This window comes from Echinicola strongylocentroti, from assembly GCF_003260975.1.
Classification (GTDB): domain Bacteria; phylum Bacteroidota; class Bacteroidia; order Cytophagales; family Cyclobacteriaceae; genus Echinicola; species Echinicola strongylocentroti.
In genome coordinates, this window is the sequence record NZ_CP030041.1 from 2,833,823 (window position 1) to 2,858,981 (window position 25,159).

At 44.5% G+C, this 25,159-nt stretch carries 21 protein-coding genes; 5 read left to right on the forward strand and 16 right to left on the reverse strand.

Features of this window, described 5'->3' with window-relative positions; genetic code table 11:
* Window positions 1–131 precede the first annotated feature (131 nt).
* Entirely contained in the window at window positions 132–713 is a 582-nt protein-coding gene (locus DN752_RS10915) for an O-methyltransferase (protein ID WP_112783972.1), read from the forward strand.
* 160 nt (window positions 714–873) lie between these two features.
* Here DN752_RS10915 and DN752_RS10920 read toward each other — a convergent pair whose 3' ends face one another.
* Window positions 874–1,287 (reverse strand): hypothetical protein, encoded by a 414-nt coding sequence (locus DN752_RS10920; protein WP_112783973.1) that lies wholly within the window; start codon window positions 1,285–1,287, stop codon window positions 874–876.
* Window positions 1,288–1,629: 342 nt separating this feature from the next.
* On the opposite strand from DN752_RS10920, the gene DN752_RS10925 reads away from it, so the two are divergent.
* Both DN752_RS10925 and DN752_RS10930 read left to right on the forward strand, forming a co-directional pair.
* On the forward strand, window positions 1,630–2,331 hold the full coding sequence (locus DN752_RS10925; protein ID WP_112783974.1) for a DUF4328 domain-containing protein: 702 nt from the start codon (window positions 1,630–1,632) through the stop codon (window positions 2,329–2,331).
* Window positions 2,332–2,357: 26 nt separating this feature from the next.
* Window positions 2,358–2,738: a DUF805 domain-containing protein gene (locus DN752_RS10930; RefSeq protein WP_112783975.1), complete on the forward strand. Its 381-nt coding sequence runs from the start codon at window positions 2,358–2,360 to the stop codon at window positions 2,736–2,738.
* 311 nt (window positions 2,739–3,049) lie between these two features.
* On the opposite strand, the gene DN752_RS10935 is transcribed toward DN752_RS10930, so the two are convergent.
* Window positions 3,050–3,652, reverse strand: a complete 603-nt coding sequence (locus DN752_RS10935) for a DNA-3-methyladenine glycosylase I (protein ID WP_112783976.1) — start codon at window positions 3,650–3,652, stop codon at window positions 3,050–3,052.
* A gap of 232 nt (window positions 3,653–3,884) precedes the next feature.
* On the opposite strand from DN752_RS10935, the gene DN752_RS10940 reads away from it, so the two are divergent.
* Window positions 3,885–5,363: a sulfatase gene (locus tag DN752_RS10940; RefSeq protein ID WP_112783977.1), complete on the forward strand. Its 1,479-nt coding sequence runs from the start codon at window positions 3,885–3,887 to the stop codon at window positions 5,361–5,363.
* A 290-nt stretch (window positions 5,364–5,653) separates the two neighbouring features.
* Here DN752_RS10940 and DN752_RS10945 read toward each other — a convergent pair whose 3' ends face one another.
* Both DN752_RS10945 and DN752_RS10950 read right to left on the reverse strand, forming a co-directional pair.
* Window positions 5,654–6,586 (reverse strand): DUF6263 family protein, encoded by a 933-nt coding sequence (locus DN752_RS10945; protein ID WP_112783978.1) that lies wholly within the window; start codon window positions 6,584–6,586, stop codon window positions 5,654–5,656.
* 128 nt (window positions 6,587–6,714) lie between these two features.
* The gene (locus DN752_RS10950) at window positions 6,715–7,230 is read right to left on the reverse strand and encodes a DinB family protein (RefSeq protein WP_112783979.1); all 516 of its coding nucleotides are present in this window, start codon (window positions 7,228–7,230) and stop codon (window positions 6,715–6,717) included.
* Between the two features lie 66 nt (window positions 7,231–7,296).
* Between DN752_RS10950 and DN752_RS10955 the strand changes: the two genes are divergently transcribed.
* On the forward strand, window positions 7,297–8,523 hold the full coding sequence (locus tag DN752_RS10955) for a CehA/McbA family metallohydrolase domain-containing protein (RefSeq protein WP_245949508.1): 1,227 nt from the start codon (window positions 7,297–7,299) through the stop codon (window positions 8,521–8,523).
* A gap of 381 nt (window positions 8,524–8,904) precedes the next feature.
* Here DN752_RS10955 and DN752_RS10960 read toward each other — a convergent pair whose 3' ends face one another.
* The 12 genes from DN752_RS10960 to DN752_RS11015 all read right to left on the reverse strand — a co-directional run bounded on the left by DN752_RS10960 (window position 8,905) and on the right by DN752_RS11015 (window position 24,847).
* Window positions 8,905–10,026, reverse strand: coding sequence for a DUF1972 domain-containing protein (locus DN752_RS10960; RefSeq protein ID WP_112783980.1), 1,122 nt, complete (start codon window positions 10,024–10,026; stop codon window positions 8,905–8,907).
* Between the two features lie 412 nt (window positions 10,027–10,438).
* Complete coding sequence (locus DN752_RS10965) at window positions 10,439–11,611, reverse strand: glycosyltransferase family 4 protein (RefSeq protein ID WP_112783981.1); 1,173 nt, start codon at window positions 11,609–11,611, stop codon at window positions 10,439–10,441.
* Window positions 11,601–12,341: an acyltransferase gene (locus DN752_RS10970; protein WP_112783982.1), complete on the reverse strand. Its 741-nt coding sequence runs from the start codon at window positions 12,339–12,341 to the stop codon at window positions 11,601–11,603. The genes DN752_RS10965 and DN752_RS10970 overlap by 11 nt, the downstream gene beginning before the upstream one ends.
* A 497-nt stretch (window positions 12,342–12,838) precedes the next feature.
* Window positions 12,839–13,348, reverse strand: a complete 510-nt coding sequence (locus DN752_RS10975; RefSeq protein ID WP_112783983.1) for a hypothetical protein — start codon at window positions 13,346–13,348, stop codon at window positions 12,839–12,841.
* A gap of 356 nt (window positions 13,349–13,704) precedes the next feature.
* Window positions 13,705–14,166 carry an IS200/IS605 family transposase gene (gene tnpA / locus DN752_RS10980; protein ID WP_112783984.1) on the reverse strand — a complete coding sequence of 154 codons (462 nt, stop codon included), beginning with the start codon at window positions 14,164–14,166 and terminating at the stop codon, window positions 13,705–13,707.
* Window positions 14,167–15,254: 1,088 nt separating this feature from the next.
* Complete coding sequence (locus DN752_RS10985) at window positions 15,255–16,385, reverse strand: glycosyltransferase family 4 protein (protein ID WP_112783985.1); 1,131 nt, start codon at window positions 16,383–16,385, stop codon at window positions 15,255–15,257.
* 9 nt (window positions 16,386–16,394) lie between these two features.
* Window positions 16,395–17,294, reverse strand: a complete 900-nt coding sequence (locus DN752_RS10990; protein WP_112783986.1) for a sulfotransferase family protein — start codon at window positions 17,292–17,294, stop codon at window positions 16,395–16,397.
* Window positions 17,295–18,305: an O-antigen ligase family protein gene (locus DN752_RS10995; RefSeq protein ID WP_317048530.1), complete on the reverse strand. Its 1,011-nt coding sequence runs from the start codon at window positions 18,303–18,305 to the stop codon at window positions 17,295–17,297.
* A gap of 407 nt (window positions 18,306–18,712) precedes the next feature.
* Window positions 18,713–19,621, reverse strand: a complete 909-nt coding sequence (locus DN752_RS11000; RefSeq protein WP_112783988.1) for a glycosyltransferase family 2 protein — start codon at window positions 19,619–19,621, stop codon at window positions 18,713–18,715.
* Complete coding sequence (locus tag DN752_RS11005; RefSeq protein WP_112783989.1) at window positions 19,578–20,894, reverse strand: oligosaccharide flippase family protein; 1,317 nt, start codon at window positions 20,892–20,894, stop codon at window positions 19,578–19,580. The genes DN752_RS11000 and DN752_RS11005 overlap by 44 nt, the downstream gene beginning before the upstream one ends.
* A gap of 264 nt (window positions 20,895–21,158) precedes the next feature.
* Window positions 21,159–22,238, reverse strand: coding sequence for an exopolysaccharide biosynthesis protein (locus DN752_RS11010; protein ID WP_112783990.1), 1,080 nt, complete (start codon window positions 22,236–22,238; stop codon window positions 21,159–21,161).
* Window positions 22,238–24,847 carry an SLBB domain-containing protein gene (locus DN752_RS11015; RefSeq protein ID WP_112783991.1) on the reverse strand — a complete coding sequence of 870 codons (2,610 nt, stop codon included), beginning with the start codon at window positions 24,845–24,847 and terminating at the stop codon, window positions 22,238–22,240. The genes DN752_RS11010 and DN752_RS11015 overlap by 1 nt, the downstream gene beginning before the upstream one ends.
* Window positions 24,848–25,159 lie beyond the last annotated feature (312 nt).

The window sequence follows — 25,159 nt, forward strand, 5'->3', positions numbered from 1 at the left end:
ATTGGTCACTGGTCCTCCTTCCACATGTATTTGTCATCCAATGGTGAAAAATTACGGAAGATAGCTATATTTATTAACCTGAGTTCTATTTAACCAGCTCAGGTTATTACTTCACTTTTACCCCATAGCTTATGAATGATGCTGATTTTAAGGATGTGCCAGCGATCTACCGACAGGTACAGGCCAAGTGCCAAGAAATAGGATTTACGATGCCCTCAGATCAGTATATTGGGTCGCTTCTGAAAACACTGATGCTTTCGAAGCCAGGGGGCAATTTTCTGGAAATAGGTACCGGAATAGGCCTTTCACTTGCTTGGATGGTGGATGGGCTAAGTGAAAAAGCCCAATTGACCACCGTGGATAATGACCCAACTTTAACGGCAATAGCAGGGGAGTTTTTCAGTAATGATAAACGGGTGGATATCGTCTGTGCAGACGGCAGTGAATGGATCAAGAACTATGCAGGTGATGCGTTTGATTTGATTTTTGCAGATGCTTGGCCAGGCAAGTACAGTGAACTGGATGAGACCCTAGCATTGCTAAAAGCAGGGGGCTTCTATATCATCGATGACATGGATACCCAAGCCAATTGGCCCGCAGGTCATGAAGAGAATGTAAAAAAACTTATCGCTGCACTCGAATCCCGCACTGATCTGTCTTTATGCAAGATGAATTGGTCCACTGGGTTGGTAGTGGCAGTGAGGACGATTTAGTAATGAGATGTGAGTCTTGAGATTTGAGATTTGAGATTCTTCCCCGCCATGGCGGGGAGGTTAGGTGGGGTTGTTTTGAAGATAGTTGGAAGAATCGATGATGAATTGGCTCAGTAACTGAGGCCTCTTTAAATGAGTTATTGATCCATTTATCGAGGGGTCACTGCCCATTCACCGGTAACTCCCCGTTGCCAGATCCGTTGTTTCGTTTGCCAACTTGGAGGACTTCATAGACGACGTGTTTGCTGGCTCCTCTCCAAGGGAGTGCTCCGAGGTATTCACGGTAGCGGACTTCCACGAAATTGCCGCTAGCCCTTTCCAGTTTTTCAGAAACATCCCCATCAACACCGCTAAATCGGAACTCATTACTTTGGAGAGCTCCTGCTGTAGGGCTTTGGAAGCCTTCCTGTACCAAGCGTCCTTCCCAGGTTTTGAAGATAAAGCCTTTCTTTTCATAATAATTTAAGGTGCCGCCCTTAACACCTTCTGCAAAAACAAAGAAGTATCTCCAGTAGATAAACCCTGCCATAATGATCAGCAGGGAAAAAATAGCAATCTTAACGTACTTGTTCATGGTAAAATCAGCTAGTCAGCAGTAAAATCTTAAACATCAGCCTTTGGGTAGCCCATAGCCATCAAATGACGATTTTAAGTTCTCACTATTTAGCGAATAAAACAATAGTTCGAATCATTAATATAATAAGCATCATTAAAATAGTCTTGTATCCGTTGACCGGAAAGGGGCCGCTACTTTATGTTTACAGAAAGGACACATTTGACATTAAAATTTGTACTTTTGTATACCCATATATTTTTGATGTGTGCAGTCAAGCTCTTTTTATAGGGATTGATTTTTTGGTAGATGGATAGGGATCATTAGAAATTTTTGGGGTCGTTTAACGTAACTACTACTCATTTGGAAGCTTTAAGACCTAACCAAAAAAGAGCCAAGCTCGCTCAGTTATTTATTTATATAATAATAGTTTTCCATGCAGTCAGCATCATTTCAGGCTATATGCAATATGAACTGCTCAGCAATGCAGCAGAATCAGGGATCACCGACCAAGAAGCCGAACTTAATGACTTGAGGGAAACGGTAATTGCGGTGTTGATCGTCGTTACGTACGTCGTTTCTGTGATAGTTTTTCTTAATTGGTTTCGGAGGGCCTATTTTAATTTACACCTGCTGATGTCCGAGCGGTTGGAATTTTCGGAAGGGTGGGCTGTGGGAGCATGGTTTGTGCCTTTGATTAACCTTTATAGGCCATATCGGATCATGATGGAGCTATTTGACGAAACGGAGTCTTATTTGAGAAGGAAGAAGGTAAAGTTTGATGCTCCGTATCAGGAGGGCTTGGTCATCAGTTGGTGGATAACATGGATTTTGGGAGGCTTGATCGGTCGCATATCTTGGAGAGTATATGCGAATGCCGACACCATTGATGAATTTGTCGAAATGACCATTATCGATATGATTACCTCCGGAATTATAATGGTAAGTGGCTTGTTGGTGACCAAGCTTATCAAGGATTACAGTCAGCTGGAACAGGTGCTGGCCGAACACAACAACAGCGAAAACGGACAAAACTTAACCGATAGAACTACTTTGTTAGATTGAATCTTTTACTAACCTAAAAATAAATCATGGAATACTACAAAAAAGTACTTACAGAATACGCTAACTTTAACGGACGTGCACGACGAAAAGAGTACTGGATGTTTATACTGTTCAATTTCTTGGTAGTAATCGTATTGAGCATAGTGGGTGGTATGCTCTCTATGGCGCTCTCGAGTGAGCTTCCTTATATCATATTATTCGGAGCCTATACTTTGGGCACTATCATTCCTTCTCTAGCCGTACTTGTACGCAGGCTCCATGATATTGGCAAAAGCGGCTGGATGTACTTCGTTGGCTTGATTCCTTTGGTAGGAGCGATATGGCTACTGGTGCTATTGGTTTCAGAAGGTGAGCACGGCCCCAACCAATATGGTGAAGACCCAAAACAAGGAGAAGGAAGCTTCTAACCCGGTTAGTGCTCTTTACAAATGGCCTAGAGGGATTTCAAATCCCCATTATCTCGGTTCTGGATTACAAATCCCAAACAGCAAGGTTTCGAATCGGTAGAAAGTTTGAACAGCTGTTTGGAGATCTAGGTATCTTCTGCCATGGATGACAAGGCTGTCTGACCGCCCTTAGACGTAAGGCTAAAGCATGTAAGCTGCGAAAATCTATATGCTTGTTTGGGCATGAGACCAACTGGTACCGAGGCACAGTCCTCGGTACCGTTATTCTTCTTACCCGGTTTCTGCATCCACGTACCCCCATTTGGCCCCTCTTACCTTACCATCCGCTTCACCTCTTGGTGGCGAAAGCACTGCATCAGGTGGTCGTTGACAAGCCCGGTGGCCTGCATGTGCGCATAAATGGTCGTGCTGCCAAGGAATTTGAACCCTCTTTTTTTGAGGTCTTTGGCCAATTTGTCCGACTCTGGGATGGTGGCTTTGGCATCTGCCATATTTTTCAGGTGGCCATCTATGGGTTTGCCATTTACAAAATCCCAAATGTAGCTAGTAAAGCTTCCCACTTCGGCTTGTACTTCCATAAAGCGTTTGGCGTTATTGATAGCAGCAGCGATTTTTAGCCTGTTGCGGACGATTCCGGCATCTTGGAGCAGCTCTTCCACCATGCTGTCCGGAAAATCTGCCACCTGCTTATAGTCGAAGTCTGCAAAAGCCTTTCGATAGCCTTCTCTCTTCTTCAGTATAGTAGCCCAGCTCAGCCCGGCCTGGGCACTTTCCAGCACCAAAAACTCAAAATGGATCCGGTCGCTATAGACAGGCACACCCCATTCTTCATCATGATATTTGATATAATCTTCAAATCCCAGACACCATGGACATCGAAATTTTTCGCTTTGATTGATTTGAAAACTGGCCATATAAAAATTGGATTATTGACTGGAAAATAGAAACACCTGAAAAGCCCAATGGCTAAATTTATCAAGTCTTTCTGACTAAAATTACACAATGTTATGGCCTTTTTATAGTCTATTGACCAATAAAATCTCAAATTGAGATACTATTTTCACTTTAGCCTAAATTAGGTACTAGGCTACTTTCAGGAATAGGATTTACCAGATATATTTGGACAGTTCACCTAAATTGAAATCTATGAAAAATAGCGGTTTAGTTCGTTTTTTTGTTATTGGGCTCATCATATTGTGTAATTTTTCCTGTGAGAAAAAATCAGTACCACCACCAAATATCCTTTTTATTGCGGTGGATGACCTACGGCCTGAACTTGGCTGTTACGGGAAACAATATGTCCATTCCCCAAACTTAGATAAGCTCGCTGGCGAAAGCTCCCTATTTGAAAATCACTACGTCACCGTGCCCACCTGTGGTGCTTCCCGTTACAACCTCCTTACAGGCCAACTCCCCAAAAGTCCAGGTGACCTAAGCAATCAAGCAGCAGCCAACAGAATAGCCAAGAAAAACGGGGAGCAAAGCCCCACCACCTTCTTAGAGCAAATACGGAAAAACGGCTATTACACCGTAGGAATCGGAAAAATCTCCCATCATCCCGATGGCTATGTCTATGGCTACCGAGAGCCTAAAAGTGACCTTATCGAACTGCCTGGCAGCTGGGACGAAATGCTCCTAGATGCAGGCAAATGGGGTACCGGGCACAATGCTTTTTTCGGCTATGCAGATGGCACTAATCGAAACGATAGGGAGAAGCGGGTGAAGCCTTATGAAGCTGCTGATGTGCAGGACGAAGGATACCCGGATGGGCTTACGACAAACTTGGCCATCAAAAAGCTGAAACAGCTCAAAGAAAAGGGAAAGCCATTTTTTCTAGGAGTGGGTTTTTTCAAACCGCACTTGCCCTTCACTGCTCCCAAAAAATATTGGGACTTATATGATGAAGAGGATATTCCGCTGGCACCATTCGCAGAAATCCCTGAAAACAGCTCAAAGGCAAGCCTCCAGAACAGCGGAGAGCTAAACCAATACAAGCTAGGAGAAGAAAAACCCGATCTGGACAGTGCCGCCTCTGATGCTTATGCCAGAAAACTCCGTCATGGCTATTTGGCCGCAGTAAGTTATATCGATGCGCAAGTAGGAAAGTTATTGGATGAGCTGGAGGATCAGGGCTTGGCAGAAAACACCATTGTGGTGGTGTGGGGAGACCACGGCTGGCACTTGGGAGACCAAAAAACATGGGGCAAACACACCGTCTTTGACAATGCCCTGCAGAGCGTACTGATGATCAAGCGCCCAGGAGAAGGTGGCCAGCGCATATCGCAGGTCGTGAGCACCACAGACATCTATCCGACCATCATGAAGCTGGCAAATGTATCATCACACGTGCCGCTAGATGGGGAAAGTATGGTAGCACTAATGGACAATCCTGCAACAACGAACTGGAGAAATACCGCTTACAGCTACTTCAACAGGGGAATTTCCTTGCGAACTCCTAACTATAGATTGACCAAATATTTCCGCGAGCAGTCACCGTCCATGGAGCTATACGATCACCAAAAAGATCCCTATGAAAGTATAAACGTGGCCAAGGAGCAGCCAAAAGTAGTGAAGCAGCTTATGCCCAGCTGGGAAAAGGGGAATACGGGGATTTTTGAGGAATAGACGGAAGCCCCCTTCGGCTACGCTCAGGACAGGAATCAGAAGCAGCCTATTTGAGTCGGAGGCTCAAAGCTAGCCAGTGCTGGGGCAGAGACCCAGCACAACCCTAGGCTGACTTGGTACAACCGTTCTCAAAACAAGCCCAGCTAAGCTCCCCTTTGTTCCGTAGCGGTCTCCAGTACAATCACGGCTTAGCGCTGTCCCGTCGTCTCTGACGCGGGAGCACAAAGGCTGAGTCTCCCGACTCAATGCTAAGTACTTGGTACGTGTATCCTGCTACTTGGCTGAATTGCTCAGTCCATCACCTTGGTTTTCATATTGATTTCCATGGGCATGGACATCCCGTCAGGAAGTTGTTCGTTCTTTTCGATTTCCACAAAGCCCTCCATTGCCTGGTCCAGGTCGATGGTTTTGATCCAGCCCGTTTTAGCGTCTAGAATAATGGTGGCGTTTAAGGTTCCGCCCATGTCATAGGTCATGGGAAATGGCATTACCGAGGGATCTACCTTCTCACTTTGGGCCATTTTGGTATTGCCATTGGCTTGTAGGTAATACTGGTCATTTTCTTTTTTCACATAGGTATAGGTGATTTGGTGATTGGCATCGACCCCGTTCATGGAAGAAGTGATCGTCGCATCCCAAGTGTCTCCTGGCTCTACCTTGTCCTCTGGAAAAATAGGGCTGGTAAGCTGGAGATTTCCCAACATACCATTTTCGCCAAAATTCTGCTTCATTTGGGACTTGACCTTGTCCAACTGGTCATCTCCGAGCACCTCTGCGACCTCATCAACTGCCGAAGAAAAGGCCTCATCCATTCCTGATACTTCAAGGATTTTACCTTTTTTGCTCATTTTAATGCTAAAGGGCTTTTCGGCCATTTTTCCAAACATCTTGCTGAGTGGATTGCTGTCTTCTTTGTCAGCATCCTCCGAACTAAAAGCCATTTCCATCGTCTGCATTTTCATGGCCATGCTCATTTTGTCAAACTTGGCCTCCATCAGGTAAGAATCACCTGCTACTTCCAGGACCTTTAGCGACATGTCACCGACAATATTCATATCAATATCGAAGTTGTTTCCGCCAAACTCCTGGCTGATGTGGGATTCCATCGTGGATTTTTGGTAATAGGTTTCTCCTTCGGCCAAATCAAGTTGTAAAAGCACTTTGTTGGATTGGCAAGAAGCCATCAAGGCGCATAAAAGCAGTAAGAGGCTCAGGTTTTTCATAACGGTCAAAAATGTTATCGATTAAAAGTTATTTTTGGCAAGTTAAATATTCTTTTTCCGCCACGGCAGGCCTTTTCCAACTTTCTATAATAATGCCACAAAATTCAGGAGCCGCTATGCTGATTATCTTAGCGTTCATTTTTCTTGTTCAGATCCATTCCTGCATAAAATCCCAAGTCTTTTCTTCTCAATATTTTGGTCCAAAAGGCAATTTGGCCAGCATGATAAGAAAAATGTTCCACGGCATGGATGACATTTCCAATGCCCGAGTAGTGATAGCCTTGGACGGTATATTTACTTTCTAGGCTGTTTTGATCCAAGCTTTGCAATAAATCTGCGCATTGGCTCACCGTGGTATTTAATTTGTCTATCAATGCTTGTTTATCCATGGTCTTGCTGGTGCTAAATTCTGCCTCGCGGTCACGCTTGTCCTCGGCTTTTCCCAGAGAAGACAGCAAGTACTGTGTCAGGTTGCCGCATAGGTGCAAAACCAAATTCCCCATGCTGTTGGAGGCTTCGTTGGGCTTTTCCCAGATTTCATCTTCTGACAACCACTCCAGGCAACTTACGATTTTGGAATTGTTCTCTTCCAAACGAAATACGGAATGCTTGATTGTCTCCTTTACTAATGTGTTATCTTTCATGGTTTGTGATTTATTGTGTTGTTTAAACTATTAATTTATAGTAGCTTATATCCTGTTTCATAAACAATGTCCCTCATTAGCACCACCAAAGTCATGCGAAAGTTACCTGTTCTCATTTGTTTTTTGCTTTTAATATTTTCATGTGCCGAAAAAGCCTCCAATACTGAAGAGGCGCAATGGTACAAAGGTAACCTCCACACCCATTCTTATTGGAGTGATGGTGACGATTACCCCGAAATGATCATGGACTGGTATAAGTCACACGACTATGATTTTATTGTCCTTTCTGATCACAATGTACTGGCAAATAGTGAAAAGTGGAAGCTGATTCCAAAGTCTCCGGTGCACAAAAAGGCTTTTGAGAAGTACTTGGCAAAATATGGGGAAGAGTGGGTCGAATACAGGGAAGATTCGGCAGGCCGGAAAGAGGTGCGGCTAAAAACCCTAGAAGAGTACAGGCCAATGTTTGAAGTGGAAGGAGAGTTTCTTATTATCCAATCCGAAGAGATCAGTGACAGTTATGACAAAAAGCCCCTTCACATGAATGTCACCAATATTCAAAAATTGATCGAGCCGCAAGGAGGAAATTCTGTCGCAGAAGTCCTGCAAAACAACCTCGACAAGGTAAAACAACAGCGGGAAGCCACCGGGGTGCCGATGTTTATGCATATCAATCACCCCAACTTTATCTGGGCCATCACGCCGGAAGACATCATCCAGCTGGATGGTGAGCGTTTTTTTGAAGTGTACAATGGCCATCCATTGGTGCACAATTACGGTGATTCACTACGTCCCAGCATGGAAGTCCTGTGGGACAAGGTCCAAGCGGCTTACCTGCAAGCTGGCAAACCACCACTCTATGGATTGGCCGTTGATGATGCGCACAATTACCATGTGTTTAATGAAAAAAGCAGCAACCCCGGCAGGGGCTGGGTAATGGTAAAAGCCAAGGACCTTTCGCCAAGCTCCCTGATCGAAGCCATGGAAGCGGGGCAGTTTTATGCCTCCACAGGTGTTACCTTGCGAGACGTCCACTTTGATGGTGAAGAGCTGACGGTATCCGTTTCCGAAGAAGAAGGGGTTGATTATTCCATCCAATTTTTTGGCACCAAAAAATCATCTCCAGATAGAAGCGGTGAGCTGCTGCACGAAATAAATGGCACCGAGGCGTCCTATATCCTCCAAGAAGGTGATATGTACGTCCGAGCAAAAGTCACTTCCTCCAAGCCCAAAGAAAACCCCTATCAAATCGGTGACAAAGAGGTGGCCTGGACGCAGCCGGTGTTGAAGTAGGTTGATTTTTAGCGTTATAGTAGCGTCATTTTTATGGAACGCTGAGCACGCAGATAGGGCTGATGTTCACAGATAATTTTGATAGCCTGTGTTGGTCAAAGGCTCGGGTCAAGGGAAATGTTTGGGGGGATTAGGATTGGTTCCGATAGCACGCAGGTCGCGCGGATTAAAACCTACAAACCTCAGTTCGATTATAAAATCGTTTCCGTACAGTGGTCGGAACATGCACTGCGAGGCTTAGAGGGAGATATGAGGGGTGGAAGCCGTGGCAGCTCGCCGCGGCGAGTTGCCACACCCTTTTCCAACCCACATCCACCTAAAAAGGGTTCGCAACGCTTTTAATACTAAATTTAAGTCGAGCTCAGGTTACAAACCTTAACACTACTTCCTCGCAGCTAATTCCTTAAACACCTCGATGTACTGATCCGTCACATGGTCCCAGTTGTACTTTTTGGTAAGGCCTTCATGGGAGGTTTTGCGGAGCTGCTGCATGGCTTCTGGAGATTGCTCGGCTTTCTCTATTACGGCAGAGATGGCTTTTTGGCCCTTCTGAAAGTACCAGCCGTGTTTGCCATTTTGGAGCATTTCTTGGTTAAATGGCGTGTCCAAAGCGAGGATGGCACAGTCATAGCCCAGGGCCTTTAGCATGGCGGGGTTGGTGCCTCCGTACTCATGTCCATGGAAATAGGCATAACAATTTCTATACAAGGCGGCCAATTCCTGCTGGTCTTTGACATAACCCGTGAACAGCAAACGTTCATCGGGGATGTTTTTGAGCCGTTCGGCAAATTCATCTTTGTAGGGAACATCTCCCACCACGACAAGTTTTCGGGTACTGCTGGACTGGATAAAGCCTTCGATGATCAGGTCAGCGTTATTGTCAGGAATCAGCCTCCCTACGATCAGGTAATAGCCTTGCTTTGCCAGCTGCCACTTATTGATCAGGGAGGGATCTGCCTGTAACCCGGGGTTGGAACCATAGGCAATCACCTTGGAAGACGCATTGAAAAGCTCCTGATAGATGCGCTGCATTTCGTCCGAATCATTGATGATTTGGTCATAGCATTTGGTGGCCATTTTAGAGGCCCAGTAAAAATACTTTCCACCGATCCCTTTCCACTTTGGGCGGAGCCATTCCAGTCCATCTACATTGATGGCAGTAGGCTTCCGCATGATGCGGGAAATCAGCCCAAATGGGCCATTGCCACTATTCACCACAAAGATCACATCCGCACTGGAAAAGCAGGCATGGATCATGGAGAAAAACGAGTGGGTCAGCTGTGTAAATGACTTGGACTCTATGGCCGGTATATACACCAAATCGATGCCATTGACCTGCTTAGGCCGCTCCTTGAACAAGGAGCGGTGACAATACACCGTGACGCGGATATTTTTTTTTACCAATCTTTCGCACAGTTCCTTCACCATGGTATCGTATCCCCCATATACATAGGGATATCCTTTGGCTCCGAAGATGGCGACGTGAAGTGGCTTGTTTTTCATGTTTTTGGATTGGAAAATTTGAAGGTTCTAAAGTTTGACAATTGTCGGAAGTCTAAAGCCAATATCATAATCACTAGCCCGAACTGGGTTCAACTGAATACAAGACTGAATTGTTCTATTTTTATCTCTTTATGGAGTCAGAGACTCAGCGTCTATCTTGTGCTGGGGCAGAGACCCAGCACAACTCAGGAAATTACCCCCTAGCCAATTTTGAATTATTGGTGGACAGTTTATGGTTCATGATCCACAGCTTGTGGTCGATATCATTTAGTCTTGTCACATCCTGAGATGCAACGCTTTTTAGTACTGCGACAAAAACACGGTTTTAGCATTGTGACGTTGGGGATTCCACTTTCCATTAAACAACCCCACCTAAGCTCCCCGCCGTGGCGGGGAGGATTTGTCTCATATCTCATGTCTCACTACTACTTCTCCCTATAAACTCTCGAAAGACATTCCCCATATTCTCCACATAAGCTTCAATGGAAAAATGCTCCATTACTCTTTCTTGACCGGCCTGGCCCATAGCTAGTCTCTTTGAAGGGTCTTCGATCAGTGCATCAAAGGCAAGGGAGGCTTTCTCAGCATCATCCCAAGGGACCAAATGGCCCGTTTCTTCATTCAGCACCATCTCGGTGGCACCGCCGTGGGCAGTAGCGATCACCGGTTTGGCGGAGGCCATGGCTTCCAGAACGGTGGTGGGCAAAGGGTCGGGCAAAATAGATGGCAGCATAAAGATGTCCAGGCCACTCATGATATTCGGAATGTCTGTGCGATAACCTAAGTTGGTGACCTTATCGGTCAGGCCATTGGCTTTAATCTTGGCATTGATCTCATCGTAGAGGTATTCGTACCCTTCGAAGGCGTCGCCTACCATGACAAAATGAAGATGATCATGCCTTTCGGCCAATGCTTTGGCCACATCCAGAAAGTAGGACTGCCCTTTCCAGAAATGCACCCGCGCGATCATCCCGATCAGGATGGTCTCTTGGGAAATGCCGATTTCTGCCTTCAGGTCATAGTTGGCTTCTTTGAAGGGCAGGTAGTCGATGCCGTTGTAAACCAGCCTCATCATATAAGCCGGTACATTGGGCTTCATGTTTTCGATAACGGCCCGGGAAACGCAAAGGGCCAAATCACCTGTATAAGTAATATACCTTTCGATAAAATTCTTGAACCAAGTTGGAGTGACTATGATCTCATGTATGTGCCAAATATGCCTCAGCCTTTTCTTTTTGGCCACCCAAGCACCTATCCAAACAGCGGCAGTATTGGAATACACTAGCGATACGTTTTCTTTCTTGATTAATTTTGACAGTGCGCCATTTGCCTTGTAAAGGCATTTTAATCGATTCAGGAGGCCTTTTGGATTCATGTACTTCCGCCTCATAATGCCTAGTTTGACAATGACCACGGCGATTCCTTTTTCCCTCAGCATAGCAGCTAATGGCCCTTCACCCGATAAGACAACGATGGATTGAAATCCACTTGCTTCTAGGGCATCTACCGTTCTGAACACACATCTACTTGCCCCGTACAGATCTGATGAACTGTGTAAGATCAGAGCAGTTTTCTTATTGATCATTTGCTGTTTTACCTGCTAATTTTTTGTCCAATCTTGTTTTTAAAAGTTTTGCAGGATTACCACCTACAATGGAGTAAGGAGGCACATCCTTGGTCACCACGCTTCCTGCGGCCACTACGGATCCTCTTCCCACCGTTACCCCTGCCAAAATTATGGAATTACTCGCAATCCAACAATCATCTTCTATCTTGGCAAAGGACCTGGTCACACCTTGCTCGATCATCGGGTTTTCGGTATCACCAAAGTTATGGTTTTCGGAGTATATACTTACTCTCGGGGACATCATCACGTTGTCACCGATCTCTATATAGCCTGAGCAGCCGATATAGGCGTAGGGACCGATGCTGGAATTATTGCCCACTTTTAGTCCTACTCCGGCCTCTCCTCCATACAGGTTGGTGGGGCGGATGATGGCATAGCTGCCTACGGTTACCTTATCACCAAAGACAATGCCCTTTTGGGATAGGCAGTTGATCTCACAATTATCCTGGGCGATAAAATTCTTGCCCACAGACAGATAGCGGGCTTGCCGGATCGTCACTCTTTTGCCGATCAGCAGCATTCCCTCGGAGGACTTAAACCACAATCTGCGGAAACTGCCCCGGACAAACCACACACTCGTGCGCAGTAGCACCCCAAGCGTGGATAGACTGTCCCAGTTTTCGTCAAACCTATCGGACATGTCCATTCCAGTGACGGTATTGATGGTGCGTTGGATAAAATTAGCCATGGTACATTATACGATTTTTCCATTTTAAGGAAACAGGTATTTTATCTTTCAAAGAAACGCAAAAATGGCTATTTTCAATAAACTATTAGCGGATAACCTTTAAACTCACTTAAAAGTTGAAAAAAATGGGACTATTGGTAATGCTCATGACCTTCATGGTCATATAGAGCTGTAATACCAATGATGATGACCCAGACTTGATGGAAGTGAGGGAGATAGCTTGGAACAGCATTGACGAAGGAGAATTTGGTCGTGAATCGGTCATTAAGCCTTGGTAGGAAGCCGAAGTATAACCAAAGAGGGGGAGGTATGTAGTTACCTTCCATGCCAAGCAAGCCCCATTACTTGGCCCTATCATGGTGAATATCGATGTGGAAACGTTGGAAGTTACAGGTCATGCACTGAGGTATTGATAAGGAACCTCAAAATTGATAAGACAACGGAATGTCTACAACATTAGGCATTCCGTTGTCTTAACGTAGATTTTTAATGATAAATCAATCTACTTTAATGAAAGTTTGAGGACCTATACAGATACAGAAGGCATTGGGTGGACACACATCATTGCACGGCCCATAATCAAGGGTAAGCTCAGTGCCTTGATTGGTGATTTCAAAAGTGATTTCTCTTGGCTCAACTGGTTCCGCAGGATCATAATCTACCAATTCTTCCATTGTACCGCACCCTGAAGGGTGATATAAATGTGCATAGCCTGACCCATCAAGAATCAATTTATCCCCCGATCTGGTATATGTCCCAGATGACATTCGATAATAACACGTCACTTCTCCACTTTCCGAATCACGACCCGTCACGCTATTTTCATAGGTGCCGTCTGCTTTGAAAATGAACGTTTCAACCGCATAATAATCTTCTCCTTCATTTTCCTCCTCATTGGAGTCTTCCCAAGTTCCCAGGACGGTATTGGGATTATTATCTTCATCATCCTTACAGGACACAGATAAAACTAAAAGACAAGCAAAAAACAAATAGGATAATTTTTTCATAGTGCTAAAGGTTAAAAGATGAAACATTATACTCCCTGTACAAAATAAGAAAGATAATGCTACAGGCCTTAGTGGTTTTATTTTGACTTTTTATTTTTTTGGTCAGCTTAGTAATGTACCTACGGCACATCGGCGACTTTTATTTTATTATTCAGTTACCAAGCTTTTCCACCTACGGCGGAAGGTTTGGCGGCAAGGTATTCTAAGGGGGAAATATATAGCAAACACCTTTAATAAGATGCCGCTCTTCAGTCAGTACCCTTTGTCCAATCACCCTTTTCCATGCCGCTAGGTATGAAAGCTTGGTAACATCATAGCAGTAAACTTATCCACATTTGTGCCGTAGGTACATAACTTTACTCCAGTTCTTTAAAGACATACTGATCATCATATTCAACCTGGAACTTTGCTAACATCTCTTTATATTCTTCAAGAAAGGTCTTTTTTTGATGGTGCTTTTCCTGATTGAGGATGTAGTTTACCACAGCATCGGTCTGGGATTTTGAATATGAAAACGCACCATATCCATCTTGCCACCGAAACTTCCCTCTCACCAATAAATTTTTGTTTATCCACTCTGATGATTCACCTTTTACCAGTCTCATTAAGTCAGAAAGAGACTGAGTCGGCCGCATACCAAAAAAAACGTGAAGGTGATCAGGCATGCTGTTTATTGACAGTGTTTTGTGTCCTTGGTTATTGATGACCCCAATGATGTATTTATGGAGTCGTTCTTTCCATGATGGGTGGATCAAAGCTCTACGGTATTTCACTGCAAATACACATTGGATATGAATTTGTGTATAGGTATTAGGCATTGGTTTGGGTTTATAGTTATAAAGGTCCTTTACTTCCGGAAATGTATTGTACCTACGGCACAAACTAAAGATAAATGACCATTTGACAGTTACCAAGCTTTTCCACCTACGGCGGAAGGTTTGGCGGCAAGGTATTCTATGGGGGAAATGTACAGCAAACACCTTTAATAAGATGCCGTTCTTCAGCCATTACCCTTTGTCCAATCACCCTTTTTCATGCCGCTAGGTATGAAAGCTTGGTAACACGAGCTCTGCCAACTTATCCACACTTGTGCTGTAGGTACAACACTATGCTCGAAGAATTGAAGTAATCTACCTACGACACATCTGGTAGTATTTTTACGCTCTTCCCAATTACCAAGCCTGTCTACCTACGGCGGAAGGTTTGGCGGCAAGGTATTCTATAGGGGGAAATGTACAGCAAACACCTTTAATAAGATGCCGCTCTTCAGCCATTACCCTTTGTCCAACCACCCTTTTTCATGCCGTTAGGTATGAAAGCTTGGTAACACGAGGCCTGTAGACTTATCCACACTTGTGCCAGAGACACAACACTATGCTCGTAGAATTGAAGTAATCTACCTGCGACACATCTGGTAGTATTTTTACGCTCTTCCCTGTTACCAAGCTTTTCCACCTACGGCGGAAGGTTTGGCGGCAAGGTATTCTATGGGGGAAATGTACAGCAAACACCTTTAATAAGATGCCGTTCTTCAGCCATTACCCTTTGTCAAATCAACCTTTTTTCATGCCGCTAGGTATGAAAGCTTGGTAACACGAGCTCTGCCAACTTATCCACACTTGTGCCGGAGGTACAACACTATGCTCGAAGAATTGAAGTAATCTACCTACGACACATCTGGTAGTATTTCTATCGCTCTTCCCTGTTACCAAGCCTGTCTACCTACGGCGGAAGGTTTGGCGGCAAGGTATTCTATGGGGGGGAAATATATAGCAAACACCTTTAATAAGATGCCGCTCTTCAGTCAGTACCCTTTGTCCAATCACCCTTTTCCATGCCGCTAGGTATGAAAGCTTGGTAACAAGAGCTCTGCCAACTTATCCACATTTGTGCCGTAGGTACAACACTATGCTCGCAGTATCTTGCTAAAACAAGCCTCCAAGTCCACTAAAAATCGCTTGCCACTAAAACGGGTAAGTCGTTGGTTCCCTTTTTGGATCAGCGTTTTGCGGAGGGTTGGGTCCTCTACGACCCGCTGCATTTCTTCAGAAAAAGCCTTTGGTGAATTATCCACAGGACAGCTTACAGCATCACCACCCACTTCCATCAGTGCGCCTTGACGGGAAATGATCACGGGAAGTTGGTAAGAAAAGGCCTCCAACACAGGCATCCCAAAGCCTTCATTGAGAGATGGGAAAATATAAGCAAAGGCATGCTGATAATACCTTTCCAAAACTTCACGGCTTACAAAGCCGGGCAAGACCACCTTTTCTTGTAAGCCAAGTTCCGCTATTTGGCTGAGGACATTATCATAATCATCCAGGTCCTTCCGAGGTCCCCGCTGCCCCACCAAAACGAGTTTAAAATCATCTTCCTCGGATGCTTTCAGAAAATAGCTATAAGCCCTAATAAGGGTAACCAGGTTCTTACGCTTTTCCATTACCCCCACGTGAAGGAAGTAGCGAGAGTCAAGTAGGGAATGACTGGTAGGGGCTTTTGGTTTGGCAGCAATATTGGTAGCGGGATAGACCACATGAATGGACCGATCTGGGAGGCCTAAATAGTGCTGGATCTGTTTTTTGGAATGCTCGGTGATGGTGACCACATGGGCATTTTTACGAAGTGAAAAATCGAGCATTTTTAGGAAAAATCGTCGCCATACAGAATTGTAATGTGATGGGTTTTCCCAAAAAAAAGCATCGTGGAGCACCGATATCTTCGTCCCCCTTGCCCAGAGAGGGGAGAGGATATCAGGAGAAAACACCAGATCACTTCGGTACCAGTAACTTAGTAGCGGGAGCGAAACGATTTTCCTAAAAAAGTACAGAAACTGGAAAAGTAGGTTTTTCCATTTTGGAGTCTTGCCCTTGAAGAAAGTGCTGGACTTAATGGAGGCAAAGCTAGGACTGACGATATAGTCATACTTCCCCGTTTTCCCGTTACCCTCAATGGCTTCAATCAGTGATTCGGTATAGGTCCGGATACCCGTCTGCGCAACATGAAGATAAAAGATGTCAACAAGGATCTTTTTTTTCATGGCGCCCCCTTATTGAAAAGAAATGGCAAACTCATTTTCCAATGCTGCCAAATTTTCTTTATAACACTCATTTAAAAAGACCACTGACTTTTCGTCTAAGATCAAATCCTCCCGGTATCCTTCCTTATGTGTATAGCTTTTCATGTGGTTTTTCAGGGTTTGCGGCATCATTGAAAGTAACTTTTGGGTGAATTTATTGTCTTTCAAAATGTCAACGATCGGATATTTGGGAGAAATGGCTTGGTTATGTTGACCTTCTTTATCCAACTGTTGAAATGAATGAGGAGATACTTTGAGAAATTTATATAGATCTTCCATACCAGTGTGGATATCCTTCACAAAATCTTCAAACTTGATAAGCTTGATCTGTTCTGTTGGCAATACGTTATAATAACGCATCACTTGATCATAATAAAAACCAAGTTCTACATACAAATGACTTTTATTCCAGCCTTTTTCATGATCTGGAAGTGAATAGTCGCGCTGCAAAGCTTCATAAAAAGGCATTCTTTTTTGGAAGCCAGCCTGTATGCCCATTTGAAAATGCGAAAAAGCCCGCTTAACGGGATCCCGTAATAGGATGATGATTTTACTTTGAGGGTTATATTCCGCTATCTTTTTTGCTGCGCTGGGGTCCCAGAGGTACGAAGGGCTGGATTCACCTCTATATAGGTGGCTTTGACCGTCTTTAAAAAGGGCATGATAAGCTCCTTCTTCCTTGATAAGAGTAGTATGTTTTCTGGCCTTTTCGGAAGTATTGTCGTGAAGGAGGGTGCCTACCCCGCTAAAGTAATGAGGTTCCTTCACATCGGACATCCATATTTCTGGATGATGATTTAGGTATTCATGAAGCGATGTAGTGCCACATTTAGCAGCTCCTACTACGAAGAGGTTTGCTTTATTCATCATTTAAAGGGAGCTTGGAGAAAGCATGGTTTTTGGGACACATTGGTTATAGGTTTTGACGCTAAGGCCAATCATCCACCAACTTGTCCATGAGACAAACGCATAGAGCTCTGCGTTGGCCGTAAACAACGGTAATAGCAGGGCTACTTTAGTGGTAGCGGCAATGAATGCTATTCGTGCCAAATGTGTATCGTCAGCTTTTCTAAACGCTTGGACGGCAGTCCAGATACCTGCAAAGAGGATAGCGATGTACAACAACATACCTACTACGCCAAGTTGGACACCAAATATCAAAAATTGATTTTCTCCACCGATTCGAAGCTCATCAGTGACGCCACCGGCATTTCCACTGGTAGCCAAGCCTGAGCCCAATGGAGCGGCCACCATTTGGTCAATCGCTTCTAACCATGCCAAAACATGCCCTACACTGGAAGCGTTCTCGAACGTGATCGTATCTACAACAAAATAATAGAATTCATCAGAGGCAAAACCAATCACGTAAATGACAAAAGCCGAAAATAGCAACAGTCCAAATTTAATCAATCCATAAAGCCTGAAAATCAGCGCAATGAAACATAGCATTATAAAAAAAGAGCCAAATGAGGCCCTAGAAGCAGCAAAAGACAAACTCCCCATCGCCAAGAGCATCAATACGATGAATACCCAGGATTGCTGTCTCTTAGAAGTCAGGTAACCGATGAGACCTACCGAAAAACCAAACAAACAAGAACTGGCCAATTCTAACGGATCCGAAAAGAAGGAAGCCAATCTCATACCTCCTGCCTGCGTCTCAAAAGTCCAAGTGAGACCAAAGTTTCCCGATGGCTCCACATCATTGATGACCCTGTTATATTGGGCATAGCCAGTCATGTTTTGGAAATGAATACCGGCTAATTTTTCTATGATATTCAGCCCAAAAGCCGAGAGGAATAGGACCAAGACAATCAAGAAAAGTGAACGGTATTCGCGATCACTTAAAGAGCTGTTTCTTCCTAAGAAGTAAACAAGTCCCATAACTAAAACATTCTTGAAATATTGGGCTTTAACCACAAAACTGGCGTCACCTATAGGAAGCACTAAAAAACCTATGCACAAGACATAAAAGGCTAAAAAAAGTTTATCTACTAACTGGATCCTAAATGGGTAATCAAAGATATTTTGTTGAAATACAAGGTAGGATAAAATGGATAGAAGTAGGATGAATTCCTTTAAATATTGAAAAATGCTGACAATAAAAGGTGAGCCAGTTGCTTGGAATACAATACTCAAAATAGAAATGTAGCAAGGAACGTATAGGACCAGAAAAAAGATCGCCCACTCCCATTTTCCCTTGAAGACGATTTGATAAACCGTGATCATCAGCAAGGGGATAACATATATCAGGACAAGTATAAATAGCAAACCAGGAGAGGATTATTTAATTAACATTCCAATAAAAGGCCGTCTTTCACCCCTCTAAGCAAGGCGTGGAGTTTTTGTTTTCGAAGCCGGGCCAAGAAGTAAAGGCCAAATGTGCTCAGTTTGATCAATTGAATAGGCCAAGCCAGTAAGCAGTAGGGAAATCGGACATGATTCCTCAACTGGAACAATTGATTTCGGGTATTGAGGTAATGGACTTTTGGGTTCAAGATCCCTTCAGTGTTTTTCTTTTTGGCTTTGGAGGAAGCCCCCGCCTCATGGTAGATAATGGAGGAAGGCACCACTGCCAGCTGATAGCCTTTCTCACGCATCCTCAAGGACCAGTCCACATCCTCAAAATACGCAAAATAATGGTCGTTCAGCAATCCCACTTCTCTAATTACAGAAGACTTGACCAATAGACAGCAACCTGTAATCCAATCTGTTGGATAGAATGGAGCATGCAGTTTAGCTTTTCTAATCGATACTGAAGCACCTGTCCAAGGCCTGAATTTACCACCGGCATTCCAGATGACAGATCGGTCATGTAAATAATACATCATTGGCTGGACAGCTCCTAGGTCGGGGGTATGTTCAAGCGCATCGATGAGTTTTTTTAGAAAAGAAGGAGTTACTTCTGTATCATTGTTTAGCAGCATGATATAACCGTATCCTTGATCCAAAGCATAATTGATCCCTACATTATTTCCTCCTGTAAAGCCCAAGTTCTTTTCATTGACGAGGTAATCCGGTTCGGGAAAGTCTTTCTCAAGTTTTATTACTGAACCATCCGTTGATGCATTGTCCACCAAAATAACGTCATATGAAGCTCCTTCCACAGCCCGCAAAGAATGCAGACAGTTTCTGGTGTGCTCATAGCCGTTCCAGTTAAGAACGATGATAGCTACCGAAGAACCGCTGATAGAAGCCATTAAATAATTTAGGGGAATACTTTCTTACTTGAAATGAACAGGTAGCAAATATGACCAGTTCTGTAAAGACTAAAGCTAGGGCCAGCCCTTTTCCGCCCATCCACATGGTCAGCAAAGGTGCCGTGATAAGCATAAACAAACAGTATATCCAAGAACTGTTAAAAAGCAGCTTTTTTTGATCAGTTACTAAGATCATTATCATGTTGGCGATATTGATCGTGGCAAGGAAGGGAACAAAGACCAATATTCTCAGAAATTCGACAGAATCAATTATCACAGTGCCTGACAGCAGCTTGATGATAAGTGGAGCTAGATTAAATATCACTACGGTAATCAACACCACCCCTATTAGGATCACCCGATATACCTTTAGTAAAAAGTGTATAAAGGCCTCCTGATCTTGATGGTACAATTTGCTAGCATTGGGAAATACCGCTCCTATAGTCATGGAGGGAAGCAATCTCAGTACCATGGAGACCCTTTCGGCCAAACTATACATCCCCAAAATTTCTGCTGATGCAAAAAAACTCAGTACCACCAACCCTCCACTTACCGAAATATGGCTGGCAAAGCTTGACAGGAAAAGATACAGATTGGTTTTCCATGAAGAGATAATTTTAGTAAATGCAGAAAAGCGGAACTTAATATCCAAGAAAACAGCAAGATAGAATAATACACAAAGGTTTATACTCAGACCTGCTCCCCCAAAAAAGAAGTTGACCCACTTGGCATCAGCAGGCTCATGGATAAATAGCACAATCCCTGTAAGGTAGAGTAGCTTGCTGAAGACGTTGGCCACCGAGACAAGCTTCATTTTTTCCATTCCCTGAAAAAACCAAACTGGTAAAGTAGCTTCAGAAAAGAGCATGAGCAAAGAATACGTCAAAATCACCTGATACGCTGCAAACATCCCCAACCCCTTAACGGCAATCAGCAGCACTAAGGCTGCTGAAACCGCCAGCACCAACTTGCTGGAGATGGTATTCGATAAGATGTCCGAAAGTTTCCTTTTATTTTTTTGGTTGAGTGCTACCTGTTTTGGTGCGCTCAGGTTATAGCCAAACCCCACAAATACATTGGTAATCAAAATAACTGACAATGCCAGACTGACCAACCCAAACTGATCCACACCAATGGACTGGATCAGGAGTGGCATTACGATCAGGGTAATAAGAATGTTAGATGACTGGATGATCAGTAAAAAAATAAAGTTCTGAACAGACTTATGCCGGATCAATTGGGGCAGGGTTACTGATATAAGTTTTTCGATCATCCTTGAAAGGATTAAAATGTTGAAAGGTTTACAATCACGCAGATTACAAATCCATTTCTAGCGCATTCATGATTTCGTCCTTCGTTACGCTTAGCACAGGCATCAAGAACAGCTTAAGTGAGTCTGAGACTCAATGTTTCATAGTGCTGGGGCAGAGACCCAGCACAACACCGACTGAACGTTGTCCCATCGTCTCTGACGTGGGACTGCAAAAGTTGAGTCTCCTGACTCAACGCCATATTTTTGCTACCTCAATACTCATATCTAGCTCTTGGACACCCTAATATTCGCCTGATATAGGCGAGAGATGTAGAGGTAAAACAGGGCCAGCATAAACGCCACCACTCCTCCTATAAAGATGCCGACATACCATTTCAGCTTGCTTTCCTCCAGAGGAAAGCGTGGCTTGTCGATGATCTGGATAAGCGGTGAGCTGTTGCGGTGGTTGATTTTGGCGATTTCCAGGTTTTTGACGATCTCTTCATAGGCACTGCTGGATACGCGGATGTCTATCTGCTTGCGTTCAGCATCTACGATGGCACGTTGCATAAGGGGATTGGGGTTGGGGCGATTGTCCTGTAGGCGGGCATATTCCTGTAGGTCTTGGTCCAGCACTTTCCGGACACTATCGGCTTGGGATTGCAGGATTTGGAGGTTTTCAGCTGTCTTTTTGGTTTTAGTTTCAAAGTAAAACTGGTTGACATTTTCCACTAGCTTTTCATTGTAAGCTTTGGCAAAAGGCTCATCTTTAGAAGTAGTCGTTACTTTGATGATACTCAGCTTTCGGTCTGGCTTGTCCACCGCCAGTTCATTGTCACGGATCAGCTTGGCCAGTTCTTTCATCACACTATCTTGCTGTACCGAAAACTGCTCTCTAGGTAGGCTAAAATCCAACTTCCCAAAATCCACCTCTTTGCTCCACTTTTCTTCAAGCTCATGAAAATCGATGTATTGCTCTACGAGTAGTTTACCATCGATGTCCTCTGCTGGCGTCAGCAAGGTTTTGATCAGCATATTGTCGGAGCGGTAGAGCTCCATGATATTGTCTCCTTGGAACAGGCCACTGCTGCTTCCAAGAGAGCCCAAGTTAATGCCTGCCAAGCTGGCTAATCCTGATATGCCTCCCATGCTGCTTCCGCTGGGCTCCTCCAGCACAAAAGAAGTAGAAGCGGAATACTTGGTTTTTTTGACCCATGATGCCAATAACCCCAATAGGGCACCCACCAGCACTATGATAATGATGATGTTGGATTTGCTCCTAAAATATTCCAGCCAGCCCTTTCCTCGTAGGATGAGCTCTCTGAAAGTGATTTTATCGTCGATGATGTGCTTCTGTTCTGCCATTAGTTTCCTGATCCGTTATCGAAATTGATCTGAGAGATGACCAGTGCCAAGGTAGCCAATCCTGATGTCAAACCGATGATTTCCCCAATCCTTAGCGGAACCCTAGGCCCCTTTGATGGTACGATCACCTCTGAGCCTGGCTCTATCCTTGGGTATGATTTGAGTCCTAAGAAGCTTTTGGTTCTGGCTACTTCTCCATTGGCATAGACCACATAAGTGCGTTTACGGTTAGCCCTATTGTCAAATCCCCCAGCACGGTCAATATAGTATTTCATGCTTCTGAAGTCTTCGTGCCTTACCGTGGTCGGGTAGATAACATCCCCTCGCATTCTCACCGTCTGTAGCTGTTTCGGTACGCTGATGATATCCCCTTCCTCTAAGATCAGGTCGTACTTAGAACCAGGCTGCTCTATGATGGCATTGAGGTCAATTGCAATGGCCTCGGTCTCTTTTATCTTGATGGCAGTGCCTTCTCCCTGCCCAATATCATGAAGTGTTTCTTGACGGCTTTGGGCGATCAAGTCCCTCTTTTCCTGTTCACTAAGGCTATCCTGCGTTTCCCTTTCCAAGCGCCGCATTTGACGGGCCTGGGCTTCGGAAGGATCCCCATTGTCGATCCGGTCGAGAAGCTTTTCGAGATTTTTTTGTTTTCTGAGCTTTTCTGATTCAGTATGGTAATACTCCGTCCTTCGAATCAGCGTAGCGCCAGCCGGATAAGCATAACCTGTCAGCCCTCCTGCTCGGCTGATCACATCTGAAATACGCTCTTCGGTATCTCTCAAGGCAAATTCCCCTGGTGCATTGACCTGTCCTTCCACCATCACGATGCGTTCCAAGGCAAAATTGGGCTTGCGACGAACAATGATATTGTCATAGGGAGCCAAGGTAATGGAGCTGGCGGTTGCGTCCAAATCAGGGTTTACCTCCACTGGAATCAGGTCGGCAATCTCACCATTTTCTCGGTCCTCTAGGATTCTACGGGCAATCTCCACGTCGTTTTTAGAGGCTGATTCCGTAAAACCACCTGCACGTTGGATCAAATCTTCCACCGTCATCTCTGTTGAATACGGATAGATTCCAGGGTCTCTGACCTCTCCCGAAATTTTAAGATAATATTCGTCTTTCAGGTCATAGATCGAAGAGATTCTAACGATATCTTCTTCTTCCAAGTAGACTTCTTCAGTTCCGTTCATTACCTCTTTTAGATCCACTTGAATGACTGATGTAGAGAGGTCATCGTGGGTTCTCAAGATACTGGCACGGTCAAGGTAGGCATCACCTCGCAAGCCATCGGCCCGCGCGATGAGCTGGGAAAGGGTAAGCCCGTCCGATAGGGCATAATTTCCTTCCCTAAACACTGCTCCCTTGAGCTGTACCCGGTTATTATAGCGATCAAGGACAGTGCCTACGGTATAGTGGTCCCCGGCCTTGACGGTAAAGATATCAAACTGCCCATTATATACGTCAGAGACAGTCTTTTCTTTATCGGTAATTCGGGTGACGCTGATTTTATCCTTGTAGGCATTATCAGTAAAGCCTCCCGCATAGTCCAATACATCGGCAAAGGACTCATCTCCTTTGACCTCAAAAACCATTGGCCGCTTCACTGCGCCCTGGAGGGTCACTCTGGACTGGTAGGGCTCCACCAATATCACGTCTTGGTCCTGTAGCTGCAGGTCCATATTGGCCTTACCATTGACGAGAAAATCATAGGCATCCACAGTGGCTACTTGCTTATTGTTGCGCATCACCTTGATGTTTCGCATGGTACCGTTTTTAGTGGGACCACCTGCAGCATACAATGCATTGAATACGGTGCTGAATGCACTGAGGGTAAAGGTCCCCGGCAGTCTCAATTCTCCCACTAGATGTACTTTTATACTGCGTACATTGCCGAGTGAAATTTGCATAAAAGTGCTTGCGTCATCCCCCTGCATATCCGCATAGAATCGTGAAAGCCTGTTTTTGATCACTCTAGTGGCCTCTGCGATGGATAGTCCCGACACACCGATAGGGCCGATATTCTCCAGCAGTAGGTTACCTTCTGGAGTAACGGTGGATTCGTAATAATTTTCGGAAGCACCATATACATCCACATAGACCAGATCACCAGGGCCCAAGACATAACTATCAGGAGTGGCCATGTTCAAGTTGGGCTCAAAAGTCAGCTGTCGGTCCTTTTGATAGAAAAGATCCAACCCAAAGTAACTATCCTTCTTTTTGACTTCTGTTGGTTGCTCTTTTTTAGCATAAAAGCCTTGTTGGATTTCTTGTTGGTTGGCTTGCTGTCTGGGTTTGCGGTTAGCAAGTGTAGAGCTATTTTTACCCGTTTTGGAGCTGGTTTCTACCTGCTCGATCCGCTGAGCGAGTTTTTCGACTTCTGCATTGGCCATTCCCCGCGAGCGGGCCATTTCCAATAGCTCCGTATTGCTAAGTCCTGCATCTTTTGCTTTTTGGAGCAATGTCCGGACCTGATCATCTGATAGCTCATCTACCTTAATGGTGGCCACGTCAGACATGGACTGGGCATTAACTCCTTGGGGAACTGCCAACAGCAAGGCCAAGCCCATCATGGCCTGCACGAGCACCAAGTTTAAAAATTTTATCATTATTCCTGATTTGTTTAATTTATCGTAGGCAGTGGACACAGCTTCGCCACGTCACTCCCAGTTTTGGTGACCAATGAATTAATTTTCATTATCTAGCCACGTAAATAGAAAACCACCGTAAAGATAATTATTCCGACTGATTGAGGGCAATGTTTGTAATTAAATGCCCTGCTTCGTTAATCAAATTAAACCCGGAATATGCATTAGCCTATCTGTTGCGACCTTAAATTGCTTCAAAATCAGCCGTTTCACTTTAGTTTTCGGCATAACCGTAGCGGTGCTACGCTAATGCCTCCAAACTAACTGATTTTC

Bases quoted from the DNA above. Each gene is read 5' to 3' on its own strand.
- DN752_RS10915 (WP_112783972.1), top strand. From the start codon at position 132: ATGAATGATGCTGATTTTAAGGATGTGCCAGCGATCTACCGACAGGTA.
- DN752_RS10920 (WP_112783973.1), bottom strand. From the start codon at position 1,287: ATGAACAAGTACGTTAAGATTGCTATTTTTTCCCTGCTGATCATTATG.
- DN752_RS10930 (WP_112783975.1), top strand. From the start codon at position 2,358: ATGGAATACTACAAAAAAGTACTTACAGAATACGCTAACTTTAACGGA.
- DN752_RS10935 (WP_112783976.1), bottom strand. From the start codon at position 3,652: ATGGCCAGTTTTCAAATCAATCAAAGCGAAAAATTTCGATGTCCATGG.
- DN752_RS10940 (WP_112783977.1), top strand. From the start codon at position 3,885: ATGAAAAATAGCGGTTTAGTTCGTTTTTTTGTTATTGGGCTCATCATA.
- DN752_RS10945 (WP_112783978.1), bottom strand. From the start codon at position 6,586: ATGAAAAACCTGAGCCTCTTACTGCTTTTATGCGCCTTGATGGCTTCT.
- DN752_RS10950 (WP_112783979.1), bottom strand. From the start codon at position 7,230: ATGAAAGATAACACATTAGTAAAGGAGACAATCAAGCATTCCGTATTT.
- DN752_RS10955 (WP_245949508.1), top strand. From the start codon at position 7,297: ATGTCCCTCATTAGCACCACCAAAGTCATGCGAAAGTTACCTGTTCTC.
- DN752_RS10960 (WP_112783980.1), bottom strand. From the start codon at position 10,026: ATGAAAAACAAGCCACTTCACGTCGCCATCTTCGGAGCCAAAGGATAT.
- DN752_RS10965 (WP_112783981.1), bottom strand. From the start codon at position 11,611: ATGATCAATAAGAAAACTGCTCTGATCTTACACAGTTCATCAGATCTG.
- DN752_RS10970 (WP_112783982.1), bottom strand. From the start codon at position 12,341: ATGGCTAATTTTATCCAACGCACCATCAATACCGTCACTGGAATGGAC.
- DN752_RS10975 (WP_112783983.1), bottom strand. From the start codon at position 13,348: ATGAAAAAATTATCCTATTTGTTTTTTGCTTGTCTTTTAGTTTTATCT.
- tnpA (WP_112783984.1), bottom strand. From the start codon at position 14,166: ATGCCTAATACCTATACACAAATTCATATCCAATGTGTATTTGCAGTG.
- DN752_RS10985 (WP_112783985.1), bottom strand. From the start codon at position 16,385: ATGAAAAAAAAGATCCTTGTTGACATCTTTTATCTTCATGTTGCGCAG.
- DN752_RS10990 (WP_112783986.1), bottom strand. From the start codon at position 17,294: ATGATGAATAAAGCAAACCTCTTCGTAGTAGGAGCTGCTAAATGTGGC.
- DN752_RS10995 (WP_317048530.1), bottom strand. From the start codon at position 18,305: ATGGGACTTGTTTACTTCTTAGGAAGAAACAGCTCTTTAAGTGATCGC.
- DN752_RS11000 (WP_112783988.1), bottom strand. From the start codon at position 19,621: ATGGCTTCTATCAGCGGTTCTTCGGTAGCTATCATCGTTCTTAACTGG.
- DN752_RS11005 (WP_112783989.1), bottom strand. From the start codon at position 20,894: ATGATCGAAAAACTTATATCAGTAACCCTGCCCCAATTGATCCGGCAT.
- DN752_RS11010 (WP_112783990.1), bottom strand. From the start codon at position 22,238: ATGGCAGAACAGAAGCACATCATCGACGATAAAATCACTTTCAGAGAG.
- DN752_RS11015 (WP_112783991.1), bottom strand. From the start codon at position 24,847: ATGATAAAATTTTTAAACTTGGTGCTCGTGCAGGCCATGATGGGCTTG.